Genomic DNA, 20,951 nt, shown 5'->3' with positions numbered 1-20,951 from the left:
CTGGCGGGGTCGCTCAGATGAGGATGCTGAGCGGATTCTCGATTCGGCGCTGGAAGGCGGCGAGCCACTCCGCGGCGATGGCGCCGTCGAGCACGCGGTGATCGGCCGACAGCGTGACGGTCATGACGGAGCCGACGGTGAGTTGGCCGTCGGGGTCGACGACGGGCATCGGACGGGCGGCGCCGACGGCGAGGATCCCGGACTGCGGCGGGTTGAGGATGGCGCTGAACTGCGCCGTCCCGTACATGCCGAGGTTCGACACCGAGAAACTCCCGCCCTCGAGCTCGTGCTGGCGGAGCCGCCCGGCGCGGGCGCGCTCGGCGAGGTCGGCGACGGTGGCGCTGACCTGCGACAGGGGCAGCCGGTCGACGCCCCGCACGACCGGCGTCAGCAGTCCGCCGTCGGTGGCGACCGCGACGGCGAGGTCGACGCCGGTGAAGCGACGGATGCTGTCGCCCAGCCAGATCGCGTTGGCGGCGGGAACCTCGACGAGCGCGGCGGCGACGGCCTTGAGGACGAAGTCGTTGACCGAGATCTTCCGTGGTGCCGACTCGTTGACGCGCGCGCGGAGCTCGAGGAGCGCATCCGCTTGGCAGTCGGCGACGAGGTAGAAGTGCGGCACGGTGGACTTGCTCTCGGTGAGCCGGCGGGCGATGGCACGCCGCATCCGATCGACCGGGATGTCTTCATAGGTGGCGGCACCCTCGGCGGGAGACGCCGGCGCCTGCGGAGCGGATGGCTCGGCGACCGCACCCGCGGGCGCGGCCGCTTCGGCGGGTGCAGCGGTTCCGGCCGCTTCGGCGGCAGCGGTTTCGGCCGGGAGGCCCGCGAGGTGGCGCTCGAGGTCGCGGCGCACGATGCGTCCGTGCGGTCCCGTGCCCGAGACGCCGGCCAGGTCGACACCCTGCTCCGCCGCCAGGCGGCGCACGAGCGGGCTGGCGAACAGCCGCTCGCCGGAGTCGTCCGGCTCCGCCGGCGCCTCGGGCGCGGCGCCGGTGCGGACACCCGACCCGTCCGCCGGGTCGGGCTCGGGGTCGCCGGGGGCGTCCTCCGCGGGCGGTTGCGCGGCCGTCCCGGCGGACGACGATGCGTCCGGCGCGCGCTCGGCCGCAGGAGCGGACTCGGCTGCAGCGACGCCGGCGACGCGCAGCGCCTCGTCGATGGCCTCCGCGCCTTCGCCGTCGGCGATGAGCACGACGATCACATCGCCGACCGCCACGCTGTCGCCCTCGCCCACGAGCAGGCGGCCGACCGTGCCGGATGCCTCGGCCGACAGCTCGACCGTGGCCTTGTCGGTCTCGATCTCGGCGAGAGTCTGGCCGACGGCGACGGTCGCCCCCTCGGCGACGAGCCAGGTCTGGATGGCGGCCTCGGTGGCTCCCGCCATCACTTCGGGCATGCGAATGATCTCAGCCATGTCAGGCTCCGAATCCGGTGCGGACGGCTTCGAGGGCCGCGACGACTTCTTCGGTGCGGGCGATCGCCGCGCGCTCGAGCACCCGGGAGATGCTCGGCGACGCCTCGCCTCCCGTCACGCGGGCGACGGGCTGGTCGAGCCAATCGAAATAGCGGCGCTGGATCTCGTCGGCGAGCCATCCGCCGTAGGAGGTGCCCTGTGCTCCCTGTTCGACGATGAGCACCGCGTTGGTCTTGCGGATGCTGTCGCCGATCGTGTCCCAGTCGATGGACGCGCGGTCGAGCCACCGCAGGTCGATCAGCTCGGCGTCGACGCCGGTCTGCTCGATCGCCTCTGCGGCGTGACCGACCATGGACAGGTACGACAGGACGGTCACCTCCGAGCCCTCGCGGACGACGGCGGCGCTTCCCGGCGGGATGATGTAGTCGAGGTCGCCCTCGGGTACCTCATCGGCCTTGCCGTACAGGTCGACGTGCTCGATGACGAGCACCGGGTCCTGCAGGGCGAGCGCGGCGTTCATCAGGCCGACGTAGTCGCGGGCGTTGGATGCGGCGACGATGCGCCATCCGGGGCTGGTGGCGAAGATGCCGGCCGGGTCCATGAGGTGCTGCGAGCCGTAGCCCGATCCCATGGCGACCTTCGTGCGCAGGACGAGCGGCACGGGGTTCTCCCCGCCGAACATGTGGCGGGCCTTGCCGATCTGGTTGAACACCTGGTCGGCGGCGACCCACATGAAGTCGGGGTACATGAACTCCACGACGGGGCGGAACCGGCCGTCCAGCGCCAGCCCGCCGCCGAGTCCGACGAACGCGTTCTCGCTGATGGGCGTTCCCATCACCCGGTCGGGTCCGTACTTCTGCGCCAGCCCCTTCGTCGCACCGTTCGTGCCGCCGTTGAGCTTGTGCACGTCCTCGCCCATCACGACGATGCGCGGGTCTTCCTCCATGCGCCGGTCCATGACTTCGGCCACCGCGTCGACGAATTTCACCGGGCGGGTGGCAGCCGAAGCATCCAGCCGGGGGAGGCCCTCGAGTTCACCGGCGTCGCCGCGCACACCCACGTTGACGAACGTCGTCTCCGGCCACAGCTCGGGGCGGATGCGGCGCTTGCCGGGGCGGTCGGGGTCGGGCTCGACGAGCGCGTCCACCGCATCCGTCATCGCCTGCTGCACGCGTGAGCGCAGGGCCGCGACGCCTTCGTCGTCGATCTGGCCTCGCTCGCGCATGCGCGTGGCGGTGAGCTCCAGCGGATCGCGCTCCCGCCACTGCGCCTCCTCCTCCTTCGTGCGGTAGCCGAAGGCGCTGCCGGGGTACGGGCCGTTCTGGTGGAAGAAGCGGTAGACCTGCGCCTCCACGATCGCGGGACCCCGGCCCGCCCGCATCCGCTCGGACGCCTCGGCCATCGCCAGGTGCACCGCGAGCGGGTCCATGCCGTCCACCCGCCACGACGGGATGCCGAAGCCCTGGCCGCGCACCGAGAACCGGGGGTCGGCGGTGATCTCGTCGGCGCGGGTGGACACGCCGTACAGGTTGTTCTCGATGAAGAAGCACACCGGGAGGTGCCACGCGGCGGCGAGGTTCATCGACTCCAGCACCGAGCCGATCTGCGCGGCGCCGTCGCCGAAGAAGTTGACGGTGAGGTCGGTCGTGCCGCTGTGCTTCTGGGCCCACGCGTTGCCGGTGGCCAGGGGTGCGCCGCCGCCGACGATCGCGTTGGTGCCGAGCGCGCCGGCGTCGAACCACTGCAGATGCATCGATCCGCCGCGACCGCGGCAGTAGCCCTGCGCGAGCCCGAGGATCTCGGCGAGGGTGCGCTGCAGCACGGTCTGGATGTCGTCGTCCACGGGGTTCGCCGGGTCGATCGTGCCGCCGCTGACGTGCGTGAGGGCCTTGGCGAGGAACTGGTGGTGGCCGCGGTGCGAGCCGTTGACCCCGTCGGTGGAGCGGAGGGCCACGATCGAGCCGACCGCGCCGCCCTCCTGCCCGATGCTGGAGTGTGCGGGGCCGTGTACGAGGCCTTCGCCGGCGAGCTCGAGCACCGACTCCTCGAACGCGCGGATCAGGTGCAGCTCGCTGAGCATCGTGCCCAGCAGTGCCGGGTCGGCGGCATCCCAGTCGTCCTTCGTCGTGGACAGTTCGATCCATTCCACGCCGGTGGACAGTGTCGTGCGCTCCGGCATCGTCGCCTCATCCCATCCGCGGCCCGTGCGGCCGGTCCGATCATCCGAGCGTAAGGGCGGATTTGATCCAATGCAAGACCCGGCGTGGGATCTGTGCCGGAATAAGGCGACGAAACCGTAGCGAATGGATACGATGAAGCATCGGTGGACGAGGAGGTCGCGCATGACGAAGGACAGTGGCGGAGGAATCCCCGGACTGAGGGGCGCGGATCACATCGGGATCACGGTGCCCGATCTCGATGAGGCGCACCGTTTCCTCGTCGACGTCCTGGGGGCCGAGCACATCTACTCCCTCGGTGAGAAGCGCGCCGACGACGATTGGATGCAGCGGCAGCTCGGCGTCCATCCGCGCACCGTGATCCGGGCGATCCGGTTCTACCGGCTCGGCACCGGGCTGAACATCGAGACGTTCGCCTACGACGCGGCCGACGGGCAGAACGCCCAGCCGCGCAACAGCGACATCGGCGGGTACCATCTGGCTCTGTACGTCGATGACATGGATGCCGCGGTGGCGTACCTCCGCGCATCCGGCGTCGAGGTGATGGGCGAGCCGGTCGCCAGCCGGCAGGCGGCGCTCGGTCAGCGGTGGATCTATTTCCGCGCGCCGTGGGGGATGCAGTTCGAGCTCGTCAGCTATCCCGGAGGCAAGGCGTACGAGGCCGGCGCACCGCGTCTGCTGTGGAAGCCGACCGACCCGGCGGCGTGAAGAAGAAGAAGAGAGGATCCGCCATGGCACCTGCGCGTGCGGGCGTGCACGGCGCCACCGGCGCCCGGATCGCCGCGACGCTGCGCGAGGCGATCCTCGACGGCGGGTATGCGCCCGGGGAGCGGATCCGCCAGGACGAACTCGCCGAGCGGCACGGGGCGAGCCGGCTTCCCGTGCGCGAGGCGCTGCGGATGCTGGAGGCCGAAGGTCTCGTCACCCTCGTCGCCAACACGGGTGCGTGGGTGTCGACGCTCGGCGCCGACGAGTGCCAGGAGTTGTATCTCGTGCGCGAACGCCTCGAACCGCTCCTGCTGCGCATGAACGTGCCACTGCTGACGGACGACGAGGTGGCGCGCCTCCAGGTGCTCGCCGATCGGATGGAGCGCTCCGCCGACGTCGAGGACTTTCTCCTGATGGACCGGGAGTTCCACCTCTCCGGCGTCGATCACGCCGACACGACGGTGCTCACCGACCTCGTGAAGAGCCTGTGGAACCGGACGCAGCACTACCGTCGCGCCGCGACCCGGCTGTTCTGGAGCGAGGGGGATCGCAGCGTCCACCATGATCACCAGCTCCTGGTGGGAGCGTTCCGCCGCCGCGACGCCGACGATGCCGAGAACCTCCTGGCGCAGCACATCCGCCGCAGCCGTCTGGAGCTGTCGCGGCATCCCGAGGTCTTCGACCTCCCTGCCTGACTCCGTCCCATCGCGCAGAACTCAGGAGATTCCGGCGCATCCGCACTCCCACAGGCCCTCAGACCCCCGGATCTCCTGAGTTTTGAACGGCACAGGGTGCGGTGGGGCCCGAGAGCGGCGTCGATGGTCCCGGCCTCCCATGCCGGGTCTTCCCGCACCCGAGGTGCAGAACTCAGGAGATTCCGGCGCATCCGCACCCCCAGAAGCCCTCAGACCCCCAGATCTCCTGAGTTTTGAACGACACAGGATGCGACGCAGGCGGGGGATGGCGCCGCGCGGCCGCGGGATCAGCGGGTGAGGATGAGGGCGTCGCCCTGACCGCCGCCGCCGCACAGCGCGACGGCGGCGGTGCCGCTGCCGCGACGGATCAGCTCGTGCACCGCGTGGACGACGAGGCGGTTGCCGGATGCGCCGATGGGGTGTCCGAGCGCGATGCCTCCGCCGTGGATGTTGACGACATCGTCGGAGAGACCGAGCTCGGCCTGCGAGCGGGCGACGACAGCGCCGAACGCCTCGTTGATCTCCACGACATCGAGGTCGGTGGGCGAGATCCCGGCCTTCTCGCACGCGAGTGCGAGTGCGCGGGCCGGCTGCTCGTGCAGGGAGTTGTCGGGTCCGGCGACCTGACCGCTCGCGCCGACGACGGCCAGCACGTCCCATCCGTTCTCGTCGGCGTGCGCTCGGGTGGTCACCACCACCGCGGAGGCGCCGTCGGAGATCTGCGACGAGTTTCCTGCCGTGATCGTGCCGCCCTGCGCGAAGGCCGGGCGCAGGGCGGAGAGGGTCTCGACGGTCGTGTCGGGGCGCACACCCTCGTCGCGCGTCACGAGGATCGGGGCGCCCTTGCGCTGCGGGATCTCCACCGGAACGATCTCGGTGTCGAAGATGCCGGTCTCCTGGGCGGCGGCGGCGCGCTGGTGGGAGCGGGCGGCGACGGCGTCCTGAGCCTCGCGGGAGACCTCGAACCGCTCGTTGGCCCGCTCGGTGGAGGCGCCCATGCTCTCGCGGTCGTACGCGTCGGTCAGCCCGTCGAAGGCCATGTGGTCCAGGGCCTCGACCGCGCCGTACGTCCAGCCCTCGCGCGAGCCCATCAGCAGGTGCGGCGCGCGCGTCATCGACTCCATGCCGGCGGCGACCACGACGCGCGCGTCGCCGGTGCGGAGCATCCGCGCGGCGTCGATGATCGCGGTCAGGCCCGAGAGGCAGACCTTGTTGACGGATGCGGCGTGCACCTCCCACCCGAGGCCTGCAGCGACCGCGGCCTGGCGCGCGGGGTTCTGCCCGACGCCGGCCGGCAGCACCTGACCGACGATGACGGCGTCGACGGCCTCGGCCGGGATGCCGCCCCGCTCGAGTGCACCGCGGATCGCGATGCCGCCCAGCTCCGGTGCCGGGACCGACGCGAGCTGGCCCTTGAGCCGGCCCTGCGGCGTGCGGGCGGCGGCGACGAGGACGATGTCGTCGATGATCATGAGGACGTCTCCTGGGGGATGCGGACGATGAGGGGCGGCTCGGTGGCCGCCTGTACATCCTCCACCGTGACGCCCGGGGCGGTCTCCACCAGCACGAGACCCTCCTCGGTGACATCGATCACGGCGAGGTCGGTGATGATCCGGTCGACCACTCCCTTCCCGGTCAGGGGCAGGGAGCAGCTGTCGACGATCTTGGGGCTGCCGTCGCGGGCGACGTGCTCCATGAGCACGATCACGCGGCCCGCGCCGTGGACGAGGTCCATCGCGCCGCCGGGGCCCTTGACCATCTTCCCCGGGATCATCCAGTTCGCGATGTCGCCGGTTCGCGACACCTGCATCGCCCCGAGGATCGCCGCGTCGATCTTGCCGCCGCGGATCATCCCGAAGCTCAGCGACGAATCGAAGAACGCCGCGCCCGGGAGGGTCGTGACCGTCTCTTTGCCGGCGTTGATGAGGTCGGGGTCGACCTGATCCTCCGCCGGGTACGGCCCGACGCCGAGGATCCCGTTCTCGGACTGCAGCACGAGCGCGACCCCGTCGGGCACGTGATTGGGCACGAGCGTGGGCAGCCCGATGCCGAGGTTCACGTACGCGCCGTCGGGCAGCTCGCGTGCTGCGCGCGCTGCCATCTCCTGTCGGTTCAGGGCCATGTCAGTTCCCTCCCGTGCGGACGGTGCGCTTCTCGATGCGCTTTTCGATGCCGGTGCCGACCTCGATGATGCGATGCACGAAGACCCCGGGCAGGTGGATGCTGTCGGGATCGAGTCCGCCGGGTTCGACGAGCTGTTCGACCTGCGCGATGCACACGCGCCCGGCCATGGCTGCGAGCGGGTTGAAGTTGCGGGCGGCCTTGTTGAAGACGAGGTTGCCGTGCCGGTCTCCGCGCAGGGCGTGCACGAGGGCGAAGTCGGTGCGGATCGCCTCCTCCAGGACGAAGTCGCGATCCTCCCCGTCGACCTCGAAGACGCGGACGTCCTTCGCGGGGGAGGCCACGGCCACGCCGCCCGAGCCGTCGTAGCGGCGGGGGAGGCCGCCCTCGGCGACCTGCGTGCCGACACCGGTCTGCGTGTAGAACGCCGCGATGCCCGAACCGCCCGCCCGCAGCTTCTCGGCGAGCGTTCCCTGCGGCGTGAGCTCGAGCTCGAGTTCACCGGAGAGGAACTGCCGCTCGAACTCTTTGTTCTCGCCCACGTACGACGACGTCATCTTGCGGATGCGGCGGGCGTTCAGCAGCACCCCGAGGCCCCAGTCATCCACGCCGCAGTTGTTGGAGACGACCGACAGATCCGTCGTGCCCTGCGCCAGGAGCGCCTCGATGAGGGCGATCGGGTTGCCCGAGAGGCCGAAGCCGCCGACGGCGAGCGTCGCCCTGTCGGGGATGTCGGCGACGGCCTCGGCGGCCGAGGCCCAGGTCTTGTCGATCACGGGTTCACTCCTTCGTGCGGCGCGCGAGAGCACGCGGGTGGTTCCATCCTGCGTGCCGCGCGGCCGCGGTGGGATGGCGCGCGTTGCGATGTGGATGCGGCGGGCCGTAGTGTCCGTATCGTGGACACTACGGCCGAACGCAAGGTGGTGCCCGGCGCGCAGGCGATCGCCCGGGCGGCGCACCTGCTGCGCCTGGTGACGGCTGCGGGGACGGCGGGCGCACCGATCGGCGCACTGGCCGCCGACGCAGGCCTGACCCGCCCGACGGTGCACCGGCTGCTCACCGCGCTCCGGCGCGAGGGCCTGGTGGACCGGGACGAGGCCACCGGACGGTGGCTTCCCGGGCCCGAGCTGTATCTCATGGGAACGGTGGCCGCGTCGCGGTACGACATCACCGCCACCGCCCGCGACATCGTCCGCTCGCTCGCGGTGCGCACGGAAGAGAGCGCCTTCCTGTCCGTGCGCCGCGGCGACGAGACGGTGTGCCTCCTGCGGGAGGAGGGCAGCTTCCCGATCCGCTCGTTCGTGCTCTCCGAGGGTGTGCGCTTCCCGCTGGGCGTGGCATCCGCGGGCCTGGCCATTCTCGCCTTCCAGGCACCCCACGATGTGGACGCCTACTTCGAGCGCCACCCCGACCTGGCCGCGACGTGGGGCGCGGCCCACGGTGAGAAGCGCCTGCGCGCCCGCCTGCGGGAGACACAGGAGCGCGGTTTCGCGGTGAACCCCGGATTGATCGTGGAGGGGAGCTGGGGGATGGGCGCCGCCGTGTTCACGCGCGAGGGTGATCCGCAATGGGCGCTCAGTCTCACCGGCGTGCAGTTCCGCTTCGGGCCCGACCGGATCGCGGAACTCGGACGGACCCTCCTCGCGCACGCCCACCAGCTCACCACGCGCATCGCGCAGCGGTGACGGTGAGCGGCGCCCCCGCCTCCCGTTCGATCGCGATCTCGACTACCGTTCCCAAGCGAAGGGCCACCAGCCCGGCGCCGCGAGGCGTGCAACCGCTGTCAGAGAGGACACCGCCATGAGCACCGTCGCATCCGCCCCCGTCGCCACCTCCGCCGCCACGGAGGTGCCGCGCATCCCGCACTGGATCGACGGCGCCGAGCATCCCTCCAGCGGCGCGCGCACCGCCCCCGTGTACAACCCCGCCACCGGTGCGATCGCCGCCGGGGTGACGCTCGCGGACGAGGAGGACGTGGCCGCCGCGCTCGCGTCGGCAGAGCGCGGGTTCGCGGTGTGGAGCGAGTACTCCATCGCCAAGCGCCAGGCGGTGATGTTCGCATTCCGGGAGCTGCTGAACGCGCGCAAGGGCGAGTTGGCGCAGATCATCACCGCCGAGCACGGCAAGGTGGTCTCGGATGCGATGGGCGAGATCGCGCGCGGACTGGAGGTCGTCGACCTCGCCACCGGCTTCCCGAGCCTGGTGAAGGGCGCCTACTCCGAGAACGCCTCCTCGGGGATCGACGTGTACACGCTCAAGCAGCCGCTGGGCGTGGTGGGCATCATCAGCCCGTTCAACTTCCCGGCGATGGTGCCGCTGTGGTTCTTCTCCGTCGCGATCGCCGCTGGCAACGCGGTGGTCCTCAAGCCCAGTGAGAAGGACCCGTCGGCGGCGCTGTGGCTGGCGAAGCTGTGGCAGGAGGCGGGTCTTCCCGACGGCGTGTTCACGGTGCTGCAGGGCGACAAGGTGGCCGTGGACGGACTGCTGACCTCGCCGGTCGTGCAGTCGATCTCATTCGTCGGGTCCACGCCCATCGCGCAGTACATCTACGAGACCGCAGCGCGCCACGGAAAGCGCGTGCAGGCGCTGGGCGGCGCCAAGAACCACATGCTCGTGCTCCCCGACGCCGACCTCGATCTCGTCGCAGACTCGGCGGTGAACGCCGGGTATGGCGCGGCGGGGGAGCGGTGCATGGCCATCAGCGTGGTCCTGGCCGTCGAGCCGATCGCCGACGAGCTCGTGGCGAAGGTGCGCGACCGCGTCGCTCGCCTGCGCGTGGGCAACGGCGCCGGTGGGGCGGAGGGCGAGCCCGACATGGGCCCGCTGATCACCGAGGTGCACCGCGACAAGGTGGCCGCCTACGTCGACATCGCCGAGGCCGACGGTGCGTCGGTGGTCGTGGACGGGCGCGGATTCACCGTCGACGGGCACGAAGACGGGTTCTTCTTCGGGCCCACCCTGCTGGACCACGTCCCCACGACCTCCCGTGCGTACACCGAGGAGATCTTCGGTCCCGTGCTCTCCGTCGTGCGGGTGGCCTCGTTCCAGGAGGGCGTGGACCTCATCAACTCCGGCGCTTTCGGCAACGGCACCGCCGTCTTCACCAATGACGGGGGAGCGGCCCGCCGGTTCCAGCGCGAGGTGCACGTGGGGATGATCGGCATCAACGTGCCGATCCCCGTGCCCGTGGCCTACCACTCGTTCGGCGGATGGAAGGCGTCGATGTTCGGCGACGCCAAGGCGTACGGGGTCCACGGGTTCGACTTCTTCACGCGGGAGAAGGCGATCACCGCCCGTTGGATCGACCCCGCCACCCGCCACCAGAGCGACCACGGCGGCATCGACCTCGGCTTCCCCCAGCACACCTGAGGATGCGTCGGCCGGGCTCGGTCAGGATGCGGCGAAGGCGCGCACGCGCATCAGCAGGCCCGGTGCCGTGCGGTCGAAGATCCGCCCGCCGAGGAGGATCCCGCCGGTCAGGGCCGCCGCGCCCAGGACGATCCCGACCGGCAGCGCGATCCAGCCGAGCAGCGACGAGCCGGTGATGCCCGCGGCGATGGCCAGGCCCAGCGCGGGGGAGGCGATCACGAGGGCCAGGACCCAGCACGCGAGGTAGGCGAGGAACATCAGGAACGTCTGCCCGGGGACGCGCTGGAACGGGTTGGCCCCGGGTGCGGCCACGGGGACCACGACGAGAGCCGAACTGACCGCGCACACGCCGTAGCCGGCCAGGAGCATCCCGAGTGATCCGCCCACGGCGGCGGGCGTCAGGTCCCAGCGTCCCGATATGGCGGCGGTGATGACGATCACCGCGAGCACGACCGGCACGCCGACGGATGCCGCGGCGAGCATCCGTCCGGCGCGGTCGGCGCGCCCGCGGATGCCGGTCTGCAGCACGGTCGCGAAGGCGGTGTTGTCGTAGGAGACGTCGGAGTAGGGCAGCACGCCCAGGAAGAACGCCACCAGCAGGGCGGACAGGGCGAAGAAGGGCCCGTCGAGGTCGCCGCGGCTCCAGATGAGGGTCAGCACCGGCCACAGCGGGACGATGAGCAGCTGCTGGAGATACCGCAGGTCTTTCAGCCAGTACGTGAGCGAGCGTGCCCAGGATGCGCCGGTCCCCCCGGTCGGCATGATGCCGAACCAGCCCAGCGCGCCGGCGCGGGCGCGTCGGCCCGTCGACTGCGTGGGCGGGGCGACGAGGGATGCGGACAGGCTCCGGTGCCACAGCAGCCATACGGCGGCGAGTGAGGCCGCCGCGATGGCGAACTTCAGCGCCGCGGTGAGGACGTGTCCGGCCGCGAGATCGCCCGGCACCGCCCATGCGGCAGCGACCGGCGTCCACGACAGGCCCTCCACGAGCGCGACGAGCTGGTCGCCGTCGGCGCCGGCCGATTCGAGCACCGCGACCAGGCCCAGGATGAGGGGGCTCGCGAAGATGATCACCGCGAAGGCGACCAGCCCGATGAGTTCGCGTACGCGGCGGCGGCCGCCGAGCCCCTGCGCGAAGGATGCGACGGCGCGCGAGGCCACGATGCACAGGGCGAAGCCCAGGGGCACGGCGATGACGGCCGTGGCGGCGGCGAGCGGCCACCGCCACCACACCGCGAAGGTCGCCAGGACGCCGAGGGCGGTCGTGATGCCCGGGACGCCGGTGGCGCCGCCCGCCGTGATCGCGACCATCATCTTCGTCGTGGACATCGGGAAGGGTGCGAGCTTCGCGGGGTCCAGCGTCGTGTCCACGCCGGCGGCGAAGACCGGGCCGATGACCCAGCCGAGCGTCAGCGCCGCCCCGGTGGCGGTGACGGCGTAGCGGGCGGGGTCCAGGCCGAAGCCGCCGATGAGGAACAGGCCGAGGGTCGCCAGCCCCAGCACCCACACTCCGGAGAGCGCGCCGAGGAGGAAGCCGACGAGCTGCCAGGGGCTGCGTGCGAGCGTGTTGCCGAGGACCCGGAAGCGGATCCTCAGGACAGTCGCAACCATTCCGGCCCTTCCGATCGGTGACGTCCGCCGACCAGTTCGACGAACCGATCCTGCAGCGTCTGGGTGCCGCGCACCTCGTCGATCGTGCCCGCGGACAGCAGACGGCCCTGCGCGATGATCGCGACGTGGTCGCACATGCGCTGGACCAGATCCATCGAGTGGCTCGAGACGATCACGGTGCCGCCGCCGGCGGTGTAGCCGCGGAGGATGTCCTCGATGTTGGCGGCCGAGACCGGGTCGACCGATTCGAAGGGCTCGTCGAGCACCAGCAGGCGCGGCGCGTGGACCAGCGCGCACGCCAGAGCGACCTTCTTCGTCATCCCCGCGGAGTAGTCCACCACGGGCATGCCGGCGGCCTCGGTGAGATCCATGATGCGCAGCAGATCGGCCGTTCGGGCCGTGACCTCGTCGCGGGCGAGTCCGAACATCATCCCCGTGTAGACGACCAGCTGCTCGCCGGTCAGCCGGTCGAACAGGCGCACGCCGTCGGCGAGATTGCCGATCATCGCCTTGGCCCGTACGGGGTCGGCCCACATGTCGACGCCGTGGATGACGGCGGTGCCGGCGTCGGGTCGGAGGAGACCGGTCGCCATCGACAGCGTCGTGGTCTTGCCTGCGCCGTTGGGTCCGACGAGGCCGAAGAACGACCCGGCGGGCACCGTCAGATCGAGGGCGTTGACGGCCGTCTTCTCGCCGAAGCGCTTGACCAGGCCGGTCAGCGCCATCGCCGGGAGCGAGTCGGTGCGCGGGGGCGCGGACACGGGGAGCGCACCGGGGTTATCTGTCACCCTTCGAACCTATCGGCCTGCCCCCGGTCTCACGAGCGGCGGCGCAGGCGCAGGCGCCGCCGCCGGCGGGGCTCGGCGGGCGGGGTGGATGCGGCGGCCGCCTCACGCGCGGCGCGCCGCGTCTCCCACGCCGCGACCTCCGCCGGCACGTCGAGGGTCGGGGTGATCACCGGGGGCCCGCCCAGCAGCTGCCGGCGGGCCTCGATCACGCGGCGGTTGAAGTCCTCGACGGCCTCGCGGACGTCGTCCCGGCGGCTGAGGGCATCCAGACGCTCGTGCATCTCGGCGTGCTCGACCCTCAGGGTCAGCGCAGGTGGGCCGAGCCCGGTCAGCTTCTCGGCGGCGATCTTGCGCCGTATCCACCAGTCCGGGTCGTGGCTCTCGCCGAGGTCGGGTAGAGGCCTGCCGGCACCCGGGAGTCCCTCGAAGTCGCCGCGGCGGATCGCCTGCTGAATCGAGGTCTCCACGAACGCCGCCCGCTCCGTCGCGGTCGAGCCGCGCTCGGGTGCGTCACGGGCGCCCGCCTGCTCCTCCAGCGCCGCGGCATCCTCGGGCGACAGGCGTCCCGCGCGCGCCTCCCGCTCCAGCCGATATCGCGCGGCCGCCTGCCTCGGGTCATCGCTCATGCGCACCTCCGCAGGGTCTGCATTCGAGCCTACGACCGGCAGCGGAGCTCGGCGCGGGAGATGCGCCATCGGGCGCGCTAGGGTGGCCGCGCGGCTCCTGGAGGGCTCGGGCGGAAGGGCGGGAACCATGGGCGAGGAGACACCCGCGTCACCCGCGCGTGCGGGGCGCGTCGGCGTCCGCGACGTCGCCCGAGCCGCCGGAGTGTCGCCGCAGACCGTGTCGCGTGTGCTGAACGGCCACGCGAGCATCCGCGACGACACGCGTGCCCGCGTGCGCGAGGCCGTCTCCGCCCTCGGCTACCGCATGAACAACACCGCGCGCGCGTTCGGCACCGCCACCACGCGCACCCTGGGAGTCGTGGCCTCGGCGGCGGCGCTGTACGGGCCGTCGGCGGGGATCGCCGCCGTCGAGACGGCCGCCCGCGCACGGGGCCGATGGGTAGCCACCGCCTACGCCGACGCGGCCGATGCCGCCTCGGTCGTGGCGGCGGTGCAGCACCTCCTCTCCCAGGGGGTCGACGGCATCGTCCTGGTCGCCGCCCACGCCCTCACCCGCGAAGCGGTCGCCCAGGCGCGGCCGGGGGTTCCGGTGGTCGCGCTGCACGACGGTTCGGGTGCTGAGCGCCAGCAGGAAGGCGCCGCCCTGGCCGTGCAGCACCTCCTGGACCTCGGGCACCGCCGCATCGCAGAGCTGCGCGGACCGGAGGACTGGACCGAGGCCGCCGCCCGCTCGCGCGGGGTCGCTTCCGCGCTGGCGGCGGCCGGGCTCACCGTGTCGGCGTCGTGGACGGGGGATTGGAGCGCGGCGGCCGGCTTCGCCGTGGCGCCCGCCGTCGCCGCGGCAGTGGCGCGGGGCGGCGGGCCGACGGCCGTGGTCGCGGCGAACGACCAGATGGCGCTGGGCTTGGTCGCCGGGCTGCGCGCGCAGGGCGTCGAGGTGCCCGGCGAGGTCAGTGTCGCCGGATTCGACGACAACCCGGATGCCGCGTTCTATCGCCCCGCGCTGACGACGGTCCGTCTCGACCTCGCCGGCGAAGCCCGCAGGGTCGTCGCCGACGTGATCGGCGAGTCCACCGAACCGCCGTCCGCGCCGCTGCTGGTGGAGCGTGCCTCGACCGCCCCGCCGAACCATTAGCCAACCGCGGATGGGACCGGTAACATTCGGCGAGAACCACATGCCCCAGCCGACGAAGCACCTGTGAGGACATCCCCGTGAGCGCCGATGACGACCGCATCCGGGACCAGCTCGAGAATGGGCGCACGTCGCTCGGCATCGAACTCGGTTCGACCCGCATCAAGGCCTGCCTCGTGGGCGAGGACCCGGCCGATGTGATCGCCGTGGGCAGCGCCGCGTGGGAGAACGAGTACATCGATCGCACGTGGACGTACTCCCTCGAAGCCGTGGAGTCCGGACTGCGCGCCGCGTACGCCGACCTCGTGGCCGATGTGCAGCGCCGGTACGGCGTGCAACCGGCGACCTTCGGGGCGATGGGCGTCTCGGGGATGATGCACGGCTACCTCGCCTTCGACGCCGACGGTGAGCTGCTGGTGCCGTTCCGCACGTGGCGGAACACCTCCACGGGCGCGGCCGCGGCCGAACTCACCGAGCTGTTCGGGGTCAACATCCCCCTGCGGTGGTCGATCGCCCACCTGCACCAGGCGGTGCGCGACGGTGAGACGCACGTGCCCCGCGTCCACGCGATCACGACCCTCGCCGGCTACGTCCACGAACGCCTCACCGGGCGCCGAGTGCTGGGTGTCGGCGACGCCTCCGGCATGTTCCCGATCGATGCGGCGACCCACGACTACGACGCGACGCTCCTGGCGCGCTACGACGACCTCGTCGCCTCCGCACCGCTGAGCCGTCCGCTCGCCCAGGTCCTGCCGGAGGTCCGGGTGGCCGGGCAGCCCGCGGGAGAGCTGACGGCCGAGGGGGCCGCGTGGCTCGACCCGAGCGGCCGCCTGCAGCCGGGCATCCCGATGTGCCCGCCCGAGGGCGACGCGGGCACGGGGATGGTGGCGACCAACTCCGTCGCGCCGCGCACCGGCAACGTCAGCGCGGGCACGAGCATCTTCGCGATGGTCGTCCTCGAGCGCCCGCTCCCGCAGGTGCACGAAGAGATCGACCTCGTCACGACCCCCGCGGGCGACCTCGTCGCGATGGTGCACTGCAACAACGGCGCGAGCGAACTGGGCGCGTGGGCCGAGGTGTTCGGCCGGTTCGCCGCCGCGTCGGGCACGCCCGCCGATTCGGATGCCGTGTTCGCCACGCTCCTCACCGAAGCCCTCACCGGGGAGCCGGATGCCGGCGGCGTGCTCGCCTACAACCACCTCGCCGGAGAGCCCATCGCCGGGCTCGTCGAGGGCCGCCCGCTGGTCGTCCGCACCCCGGGGAGCCGGCTGACCCTGGCGAACCTCATGCGCGCGCAGGTGTACGGCGTGTTCGCCACCCTCACCATGGGGATGCGCATCCTCGCCGACGAAGGCGCGACCCTCGACGAGATGTATGCCCACGGCGGAGTCTTCCGGACCGCCGGCGTCGCCCAGCGATTCCTCGCCGGAGCCCTGGGGGCCCCGGTCTCGGTGGCGGAGACCGCCTCGGAGGGCGGCGCCTGGGGGATCGCCGTGCTGGCGTCGTACCTGGCCGAGGCAGACCGGGTGGATCTGGACGCGTATCTCCGGGAGCGCGTGTTCGCCGGCGCCGCCTTCACCACGACCGCCCCCGACGCCACCGACGTCGCCGGATACGCCGATTACCTCCAGCGCTACCGCGCGGGTCTCGCGGCCGAGGTCGCCGCCGCGGCCGCCCTCTGATCCGACTCGAACCTCCCGAAGGACACCCCATGACCCGCACCCCACTGCCCACCTCGCTCGAGCCGTATGAGATCTGGTTCGTCACCGGCAGCCAGACCCTCTACGGCGAGGAGACCCTCCGCCAGGTCGCCGAGCAGTCCCAGGCCGTCGTCGCGGGGCTCGAGGGTCTTCCGGTGAAGATCGTGTGGAAGCCGGTGCTGAAGGATGCCGACAGCATCCGTCGCCTCGCCCTCGATGTGAACGCGCGCGACGAGGTGATCGGGGTGATCGCGTGGATGCACACGTTCAGCCCGGCGAAGATGTGGATCGGCGGTCTGGATGCGCTGCAGAAGCCCCTCCTGCACCTGCACACGCAGGCGAACGTCGAGCTGCCGTGGTCGGAGATCGACTTCGACTTCATGAACCTCAATCAGGCTGCCCACGGCGACCGGGAGTTCGGGTACATCCAGACCCGCCTCGGGGTCGCCCGCAAGACCGTCGTCGGCCACGTCTCGAATCCGGCGGTGCGCGAGCAGGTGGAGGACTGGCAGCGGGCTGCGGCCGGATGGGCGGCCGTCCGCTCGCTCAAGCTCGCGCGTTTCGGCGACAACATGCGCTACGTCGCCGTGACCGAGGGCGACAAGACCGAGGCCGAGCTGCGCTTCGGCGTGCAGGTGAACACGTGGGGCGTCAACGACCTCGCCGAAGCCGTCGCCGCGGCATCCGACGCCGACGTCGACGCCCTGGTCGCCGAGTACGAGGAGCTGTACGACGTGGCGCCGGAGCTGCGTTCCGGCGGCGAGCGCCACCAGTCGCTGCGCGACGGCGCGGCGATCGAGCTCGGGCTGCGGGCCTTCCTCGAGGAGGGCGGTTTCGGGGCGTTCACGACCAGCTTCGAAGACCTCGGCGCACTCCGGCAGCTCCCCGGCCTGGCCGTGCAGCGCCTCATGGCCGAGGGGTACGGCTTCGGCGCCGAGGGCGACTGGAAGACGGCGATCCTCGTGCGGGTGGCCAACGTCATGGGAGCCGGTCGCCCGGGAGGCGCGAGCCTCATGGAGGACTACACGTACGACCTCGTCCCCGGCGACGAGAAGATCCTCGGCGCCCACATGCTCGAGGTGTCGCCGTCGCTGACGACCGCGAAGCCGCGCCTGGAGATCCACCCGCTCGGCATCGGCGGCAAGGACGACCCGGTGCGCCTGGTCTTCACGGCCGATCCCGGACCGGCCGTCGTGGTCGCCATGAGCGACATGCGCGACCGCTTCCGCCTGGTCGCCAACGTCGTGGACAACGTCGAGGCCCCCGACCTGCCCAAGCTGCCGGTGGGCCGGGCGGTGTGGAGGCCGCAGCCCGACTTCGCCACGTCGGCCGCGTGCTGGCTGGCCGCGGGCGCCGCCCACCACACCGTCATGACCACGGCCGTGGGTATCGAGGTCTTCCGCGATTTCGCCGAGATCGCCGCGACCGAGCTCGTCGTTATCGACGACGAGACCACCGTGCGCGGGTTCCAGCGTGAGCTGCGCTGGAACCAGGCGTACTACCGACTCGCCCAGGGACTCTGACGTGGCACGCACACCCCTTTCGGGCACCCAGCACTGCCTGCGCGCCGGCGACGCGACAGCGGTCGTGGCCGGAGTGGGAGCGTCGCTGCGCGCGTACACGCACGAAGGGCGAGACCTGGTGCTCGGCTTCGACGCGGATGAGGTGCGCCCCGGCTACCGCGGCGCGACCCTGGCGCCGTGGCCCAACCGCGTCGTGGACGGGCGTTACCGCTTCGCCGATGCCGAGCAGGTTCTGCCGCTGACCGAGCGCAGCCGAGGGCACGCGCTGCACGGCCTGCTCGCGTGGACCGAGTACGCCGTCATCGACAAGGGCCCGAGCCACGTGACGCTCACCGCCACCGTCGAGCCGCAGACCGGTTATCCGTGGCGTGTGCACGTGGAGACGAGCTTCGTACTCGCCGCCGACGGCCTCACCCAGTCCGTCCGCGCCCACACCGAGGGTGACTCTCCGGCGCCCTGGGGTACGGGACCTCACCCGTACCTGGTGGCGGGGGAGGGGCGCGTGGACGACTGGATGCTGCACCTGCCGGCCTCGCGTGTGCTCGAGGTGACCCCCGACCGGCTCGTTCCCACCCGCCTGGCCGATGTGGCGAGCGACCCCGAGCGCTTCGACTTCCGCGAGGCGCGGCTCATCGGAGGCGCCGAGATCGACCACGCGTTCACCGACCTGCAGCGAACGACCGACGGGACGACGACCGTCGCGGTGACCGACGCGACCGGGCGCGGGACGGGGATCACGTGGTCGGGCGAATGCTCGTGGGTGCAGGTGCACACCGCCGACCAGCCCGAGGGCGAGGCGTCGCCGGCGCACCGCACCGGCCTGGCCGTCGAGCCGATGACGTGTGCCCCCGACGCCTTCAACGCCGATCGGTACGACTTCGACACCGGCCTGCTCCTGCTGGAGCCGGGCGGCGAGCCGGTCGCAGCGGGATGGAGGATCCACCCCGTCGCGTGAGCTCGGGCGCAGGGGAAAGGCCCCGGACGATCGCCGAGGCCTTTCGTTCGCGCGCAGCCGCGGGCGCGACCGCATGCGGGGATCAGGGGTCGCGGCGCAGCTGCTCGCCCATTTCGTTCTGGTGCTGAGGGTTTCCGCTTTCGGCGTCCGCAATCCGGGCGTCGGCGGCGGGCTGACTGTTGTCGCCCGAGACGGGCTCCTTCTTCGTGCCCGAACCAGCCGTGCCGTGCTTGTCGGGGTGATCGTCGTCCTTGTCGGTCATGTCCTCCCATGCGTCCTTGGCCTTGCGTGCGGCCTCTTCCGCCGCGCGCTTCGCGTCGTCCATGAATCCCATGTGTTCCTCCTTCCGGAAGAGATGACTCGACCGTAGGGCGCCGAGAACCCCTCTTTCGACGGGGTTGCGTCGCGAGCCGTCGCGCGGTAACGGGGCTCCGCATCCGCGATCTCTTGATTCAAACTCGAACTATGTGTAACGTCGCAGATCATTCCAGTTAGAACTATCCACCGAATGATCGAGGACATCATGCACATCACCATCCTGGGCACCGGTCACATGGGCCGGACCCTCGGAGCAGGACTGCTCCGCGGCGGGCACTCCGTCATCTTCGGATCGCGGGCGCCGGAGTCGGCCACCGATCTGCCGGCACCGGTCTTCGGGCACGCCGATGCCATCGCGCGAGGCGAGATCGTGCTGAGCGCGATCGTCGCGGCCCGCGCACTGGAGACCCTCACGACGCTGGTGGACGAGATCGGAGATCGTGTGCTGATCGACATCGGCAACGCCGTCGACCAGCATCTCGAGCTGCTCTACCCCGAGGGAAGCCTCGGCGAGCGGCTGCAGCACGCGCTTCCGCGGGCGCGCGTGGTGAAGACCTTGAACACCCTCGCCGGGACGCTGGCGGTCGATCCGTCGAGCCTGCCCGTTCCCACGACGGTGTTCCTCTCCGGCGACGACGCGGAGGCCAAGGCCGCTGTCGCCGGCATCCTGCGCAGCCTCGGCTGGGCAGAGGAACAGCAGATCGACCTCGGGGGGATCTCGACCGCCCGGGCCGTGGAGCACTACTTCCTCCTGTTCGCCGCGATGATGATGGGGCTGCGAAGCGAGCGCTTCAACGTCGCCGTCGTCCGCTGATGGCGCAGTGGAGATCCGCCTCATGACTCAGCAGCAGCGCATCGCGCTGGACGAGATGCTCCGCTCTCTGCCCCTCGACCTCGGCGGCGACGTAGCGGAGCAGCGAGAGCTCTTCGCGCAGATGATGGAAACGATCCCGCTCGCCGAAGACGTCGTCACCGAGCGCGGAGAGCTCGGCGGCGTCCCGGTGGTCGCGGTGGGCATCGACGGAGCGAGCGCTCGCGGGACGATCCTGTACTTCCATGGCGGCGCGTACACGATCGGGGCCGCGGAACTGTCGGCAGGGCTGGCCTCCGAGCTGGCTCGCCGGTCGGGGACGCAGGTCGTCTCGGTGGAGTACGCACTCGCTCCCGAGTCGCCCTATCCCGCGGCCGTGGAAGACGCCGTGGCGGCCTACCGGGGTCTGCGGGAACGGGGCGTGCCCGCCCGCGACATCGTCCTCGCGGGGGAGTCCGCCGGAGGCGGGCTGGCTCTGGCGGCGGCGATGGCGATCCGCTCGGCGGGGATGGACGCGCCGGCGGGCATCTATGTCGCGTCGCCGTGGGTGGATCTGACCCTCTCCGGGCGGAGCGCCACAACGAAGGCGGCGGTGGATCCGTCGGTGACGGCCGAGGGGCTGGCGCGTCGCGCGCGGGATTACGCCGGCGAGGCGGATCTGCGCGATGCGCTGATCAGCCCGGTGTTCGGTGACTTCTCCGGGCTGCCGCCGCTCCTGGTCCAGGTCGGCGGCAACGAGGTGCTGCTCGACGATGCCACGCGCTTGGCCGCGCGCGCCGCCGCGCACCAGGTGAGCGTCAGGTTGGAGGTGACTCCCGGCGTCCCGCATGTGTTCGTCGCCTTCGCCGGGATGCTCGACGAAGCGGATGCTGCGCTCACGCACGCCGCCGGGTTCATCCGCACCGTGCTCGATACCCGGCCCGGCTGATCGCGGTGGGGGCGGCGGCCCGCGGGGTGCGGCGCGGGTTCGGTACTCTACGAGGGCGGGAAGGACACGCCC

Annotated in this window: 19 protein-coding genes; 10 read left to right on the top strand and 9 right to left on the bottom strand. The window is 71.6% G+C overall.

What is annotated here, in order from left to right; all coding sequences use genetic code 11:
• Nucleotides 1-13 precede the first annotated feature (13 nt).
• Both F6J85_RS14715 and F6J85_RS14710 read right to left on the bottom strand, forming a co-directional pair.
• Nucleotides 14-1,417 (bottom strand): dihydrolipoamide acetyltransferase family protein, encoded by a 1,404-nt coding sequence (locus F6J85_RS14715; RefSeq protein WP_150926145.1) that lies wholly within the window; start codon nucleotides 1,415-1,417, stop codon nucleotides 14-16.
• A 1-nt stretch (nucleotide 1,418) separates the two neighbouring features.
• Entirely contained in the window at nucleotides 1,419-3,596 is a 2,178-nt protein-coding gene (locus F6J85_RS14710) for an alpha-ketoacid dehydrogenase subunit alpha/beta (protein ID WP_150926143.1), read from the bottom strand.
• A 163-nt stretch (nucleotides 3,597-3,759) separates the two neighbouring features.
• Between F6J85_RS14710 and F6J85_RS14705 the strand changes: the two genes are divergently transcribed.
• Entirely contained in the window at nucleotides 3,760-4,302 is a 543-nt protein-coding gene (locus F6J85_RS14705; RefSeq protein WP_150926141.1) for a VOC family protein, read from the top strand.
• A 23-nt stretch (nucleotides 4,303-4,325) separates the two neighbouring features.
• Nucleotides 4,326-4,997, top strand: coding sequence for a GntR family transcriptional regulator (locus F6J85_RS14700; protein WP_150926139.1), 672 nt, complete (start codon nucleotides 4,326-4,328; stop codon nucleotides 4,995-4,997).
• A 287-nt stretch (nucleotides 4,998-5,284) separates the two neighbouring features.
• Here F6J85_RS14700 and F6J85_RS14695 read toward each other — a convergent pair whose 3' ends face one another.
• From F6J85_RS14695 to F6J85_RS14685, 3 genes are read right to left on the bottom strand one after another with little or no spacing between them, the layout of a single operon-like run.
• A complete protein-coding gene (locus tag F6J85_RS14695; protein WP_150926137.1) occupies nucleotides 5,285-6,469 on the bottom strand; it encodes an acetyl-CoA C-acetyltransferase in 1,185 nt (394 codons plus the stop codon).
• Nucleotides 6,466-7,119, bottom strand: coding sequence for a CoA transferase subunit B (locus F6J85_RS14690; protein ID WP_191906632.1), 654 nt, complete (start codon nucleotides 7,117-7,119; stop codon nucleotides 6,466-6,468). The genes F6J85_RS14695 and F6J85_RS14690 overlap by 4 nt, the downstream gene beginning before the upstream one ends.
• A 1-nt stretch (nucleotide 7,120) precedes the next feature.
• Nucleotides 7,121-7,894, bottom strand: coding sequence for a CoA transferase subunit A (locus tag F6J85_RS14685; protein ID WP_150926135.1), 774 nt, complete (start codon nucleotides 7,892-7,894; stop codon nucleotides 7,121-7,123).
• A gap of 120 nt (nucleotides 7,895-8,014) precedes the next feature.
• On the opposite strand from F6J85_RS14685, the gene F6J85_RS14680 reads away from it, so the two are divergent.
• Nucleotides 8,015-8,803, top strand: coding sequence for an IclR family transcriptional regulator (locus F6J85_RS14680; RefSeq protein ID WP_150926132.1), 789 nt, complete (start codon nucleotides 8,015-8,017; stop codon nucleotides 8,801-8,803).
• Between the two features lie 115 nt (nucleotides 8,804-8,918).
• The gene (locus tag F6J85_RS14675) at nucleotides 8,919-10,487 is read left to right on the top strand and encodes a CoA-acylating methylmalonate-semialdehyde dehydrogenase (RefSeq protein ID WP_150926130.1); all 1,569 of its coding nucleotides are present in this window, start codon (nucleotides 8,919-8,921) and stop codon (nucleotides 10,485-10,487) included.
• A gap of 21 nt (nucleotides 10,488-10,508) precedes the next feature.
• Here the strand turns inward: F6J85_RS14675 and F6J85_RS14670 are convergent, their stop codons facing one another.
• The 3 genes from F6J85_RS14670 to F6J85_RS14660 all read right to left on the bottom strand — a co-directional run bounded on the left by F6J85_RS14670 (nucleotide 10,509) and on the right by F6J85_RS14660 (nucleotide 13,512).
• Nucleotides 10,509-12,098 (bottom strand): hypothetical protein, encoded by a 1,590-nt coding sequence (locus F6J85_RS14670; protein ID WP_150926128.1) that lies wholly within the window; start codon nucleotides 12,096-12,098, stop codon nucleotides 10,509-10,511.
• Nucleotides 12,080-12,823, bottom strand: coding sequence for an ABC transporter ATP-binding protein (locus F6J85_RS14665; RefSeq protein WP_150927485.1), 744 nt, complete (start codon nucleotides 12,821-12,823; stop codon nucleotides 12,080-12,082). Before F6J85_RS14665 ends, F6J85_RS14670 begins: the two co-directional genes overlap by 19 nt.
• A 92-nt stretch (nucleotides 12,824-12,915) precedes the next feature.
• Nucleotides 12,916-13,512, bottom strand: a complete 597-nt coding sequence (locus F6J85_RS14660) for a DnaJ family domain-containing protein (RefSeq protein ID WP_150926126.1) — start codon at nucleotides 13,510-13,512, stop codon at nucleotides 12,916-12,918.
• A 127-nt stretch (nucleotides 13,513-13,639) separates the two neighbouring features.
• On the opposite strand from F6J85_RS14660, the gene F6J85_RS14655 reads away from it, so the two are divergent.
• The 4 genes from F6J85_RS14655 (at nucleotide 13,640) to F6J85_RS14640 (ending at nucleotide 18,822) form a co-directional block, all read left to right on the top strand.
• On the top strand, nucleotides 13,640-14,647 hold the full coding sequence (locus F6J85_RS14655; RefSeq protein ID WP_150926125.1) for a LacI family DNA-binding transcriptional regulator: 1,008 nt from the start codon (nucleotides 13,640-13,642) through the stop codon (nucleotides 14,645-14,647).
• A gap of 77 nt (nucleotides 14,648-14,724) precedes the next feature.
• Complete coding sequence (locus tag F6J85_RS14650; protein ID WP_150926122.1) at nucleotides 14,725-16,326, top strand: xylulokinase; 1,602 nt, start codon at nucleotides 14,725-14,727, stop codon at nucleotides 16,324-16,326.
• A 29-nt stretch (nucleotides 16,327-16,355) separates the two neighbouring features.
• Entirely contained in the window at nucleotides 16,356-17,867 is a 1,512-nt protein-coding gene (gene araA, locus F6J85_RS14645; protein WP_150926120.1) for an L-arabinose isomerase, read from the top strand.
• A gap of 1 nt (nucleotide 17,868) precedes the next feature.
• On the top strand, nucleotides 17,869-18,822 hold the full coding sequence (locus F6J85_RS14640; protein ID WP_150926119.1) for an aldose 1-epimerase family protein: 954 nt from the start codon (nucleotides 17,869-17,871) through the stop codon (nucleotides 18,820-18,822).
• 82 nt (nucleotides 18,823-18,904) lie between these two features.
• Here F6J85_RS14640 and F6J85_RS14635 read toward each other — a convergent pair whose 3' ends face one another.
• Nucleotides 18,905-19,156 carry a hypothetical protein gene (locus F6J85_RS14635; RefSeq protein WP_150919235.1) on the bottom strand — a complete coding sequence of 84 codons (252 nt, stop codon included), beginning with the start codon at nucleotides 19,154-19,156 and terminating at the stop codon, nucleotides 18,905-18,907.
• A 174-nt stretch (nucleotides 19,157-19,330) separates the two neighbouring features.
• Here F6J85_RS14635 and F6J85_RS14630 point away from each other — a divergent pair, with 174 nt between their 5' ends.
• Together F6J85_RS14630 and F6J85_RS14625 are read left to right on the top strand one after the other, a co-directional pair.
• Entirely contained in the window at nucleotides 19,331-19,954 is a 624-nt protein-coding gene (locus F6J85_RS14630; RefSeq protein ID WP_150926117.1) for an NADPH-dependent F420 reductase, read from the top strand.
• Between the two features lie 22 nt (nucleotides 19,955-19,976).
• Nucleotides 19,977-20,879, top strand: coding sequence for an alpha/beta hydrolase (locus F6J85_RS14625; protein ID WP_150926115.1), 903 nt, complete (start codon nucleotides 19,977-19,979; stop codon nucleotides 20,877-20,879).
• The last annotated feature ends 72 nt before the right edge of the window (nucleotides 20,880-20,951 follow it).

The sequence above is a fragment of the Microbacterium lushaniae genome (genome assembly GCF_008727775.1).
In the GTDB taxonomy this organism is placed as follows: Bacteria; Actinomycetota; Actinomycetes; order Actinomycetales; family Microbacteriaceae; genus Microbacterium; species Microbacterium lushaniae.
The sequence above is the reverse complement of the archived record's forward strand: the minus strand, read 5'-3'. Positions and strand labels throughout refer to the sequence as shown.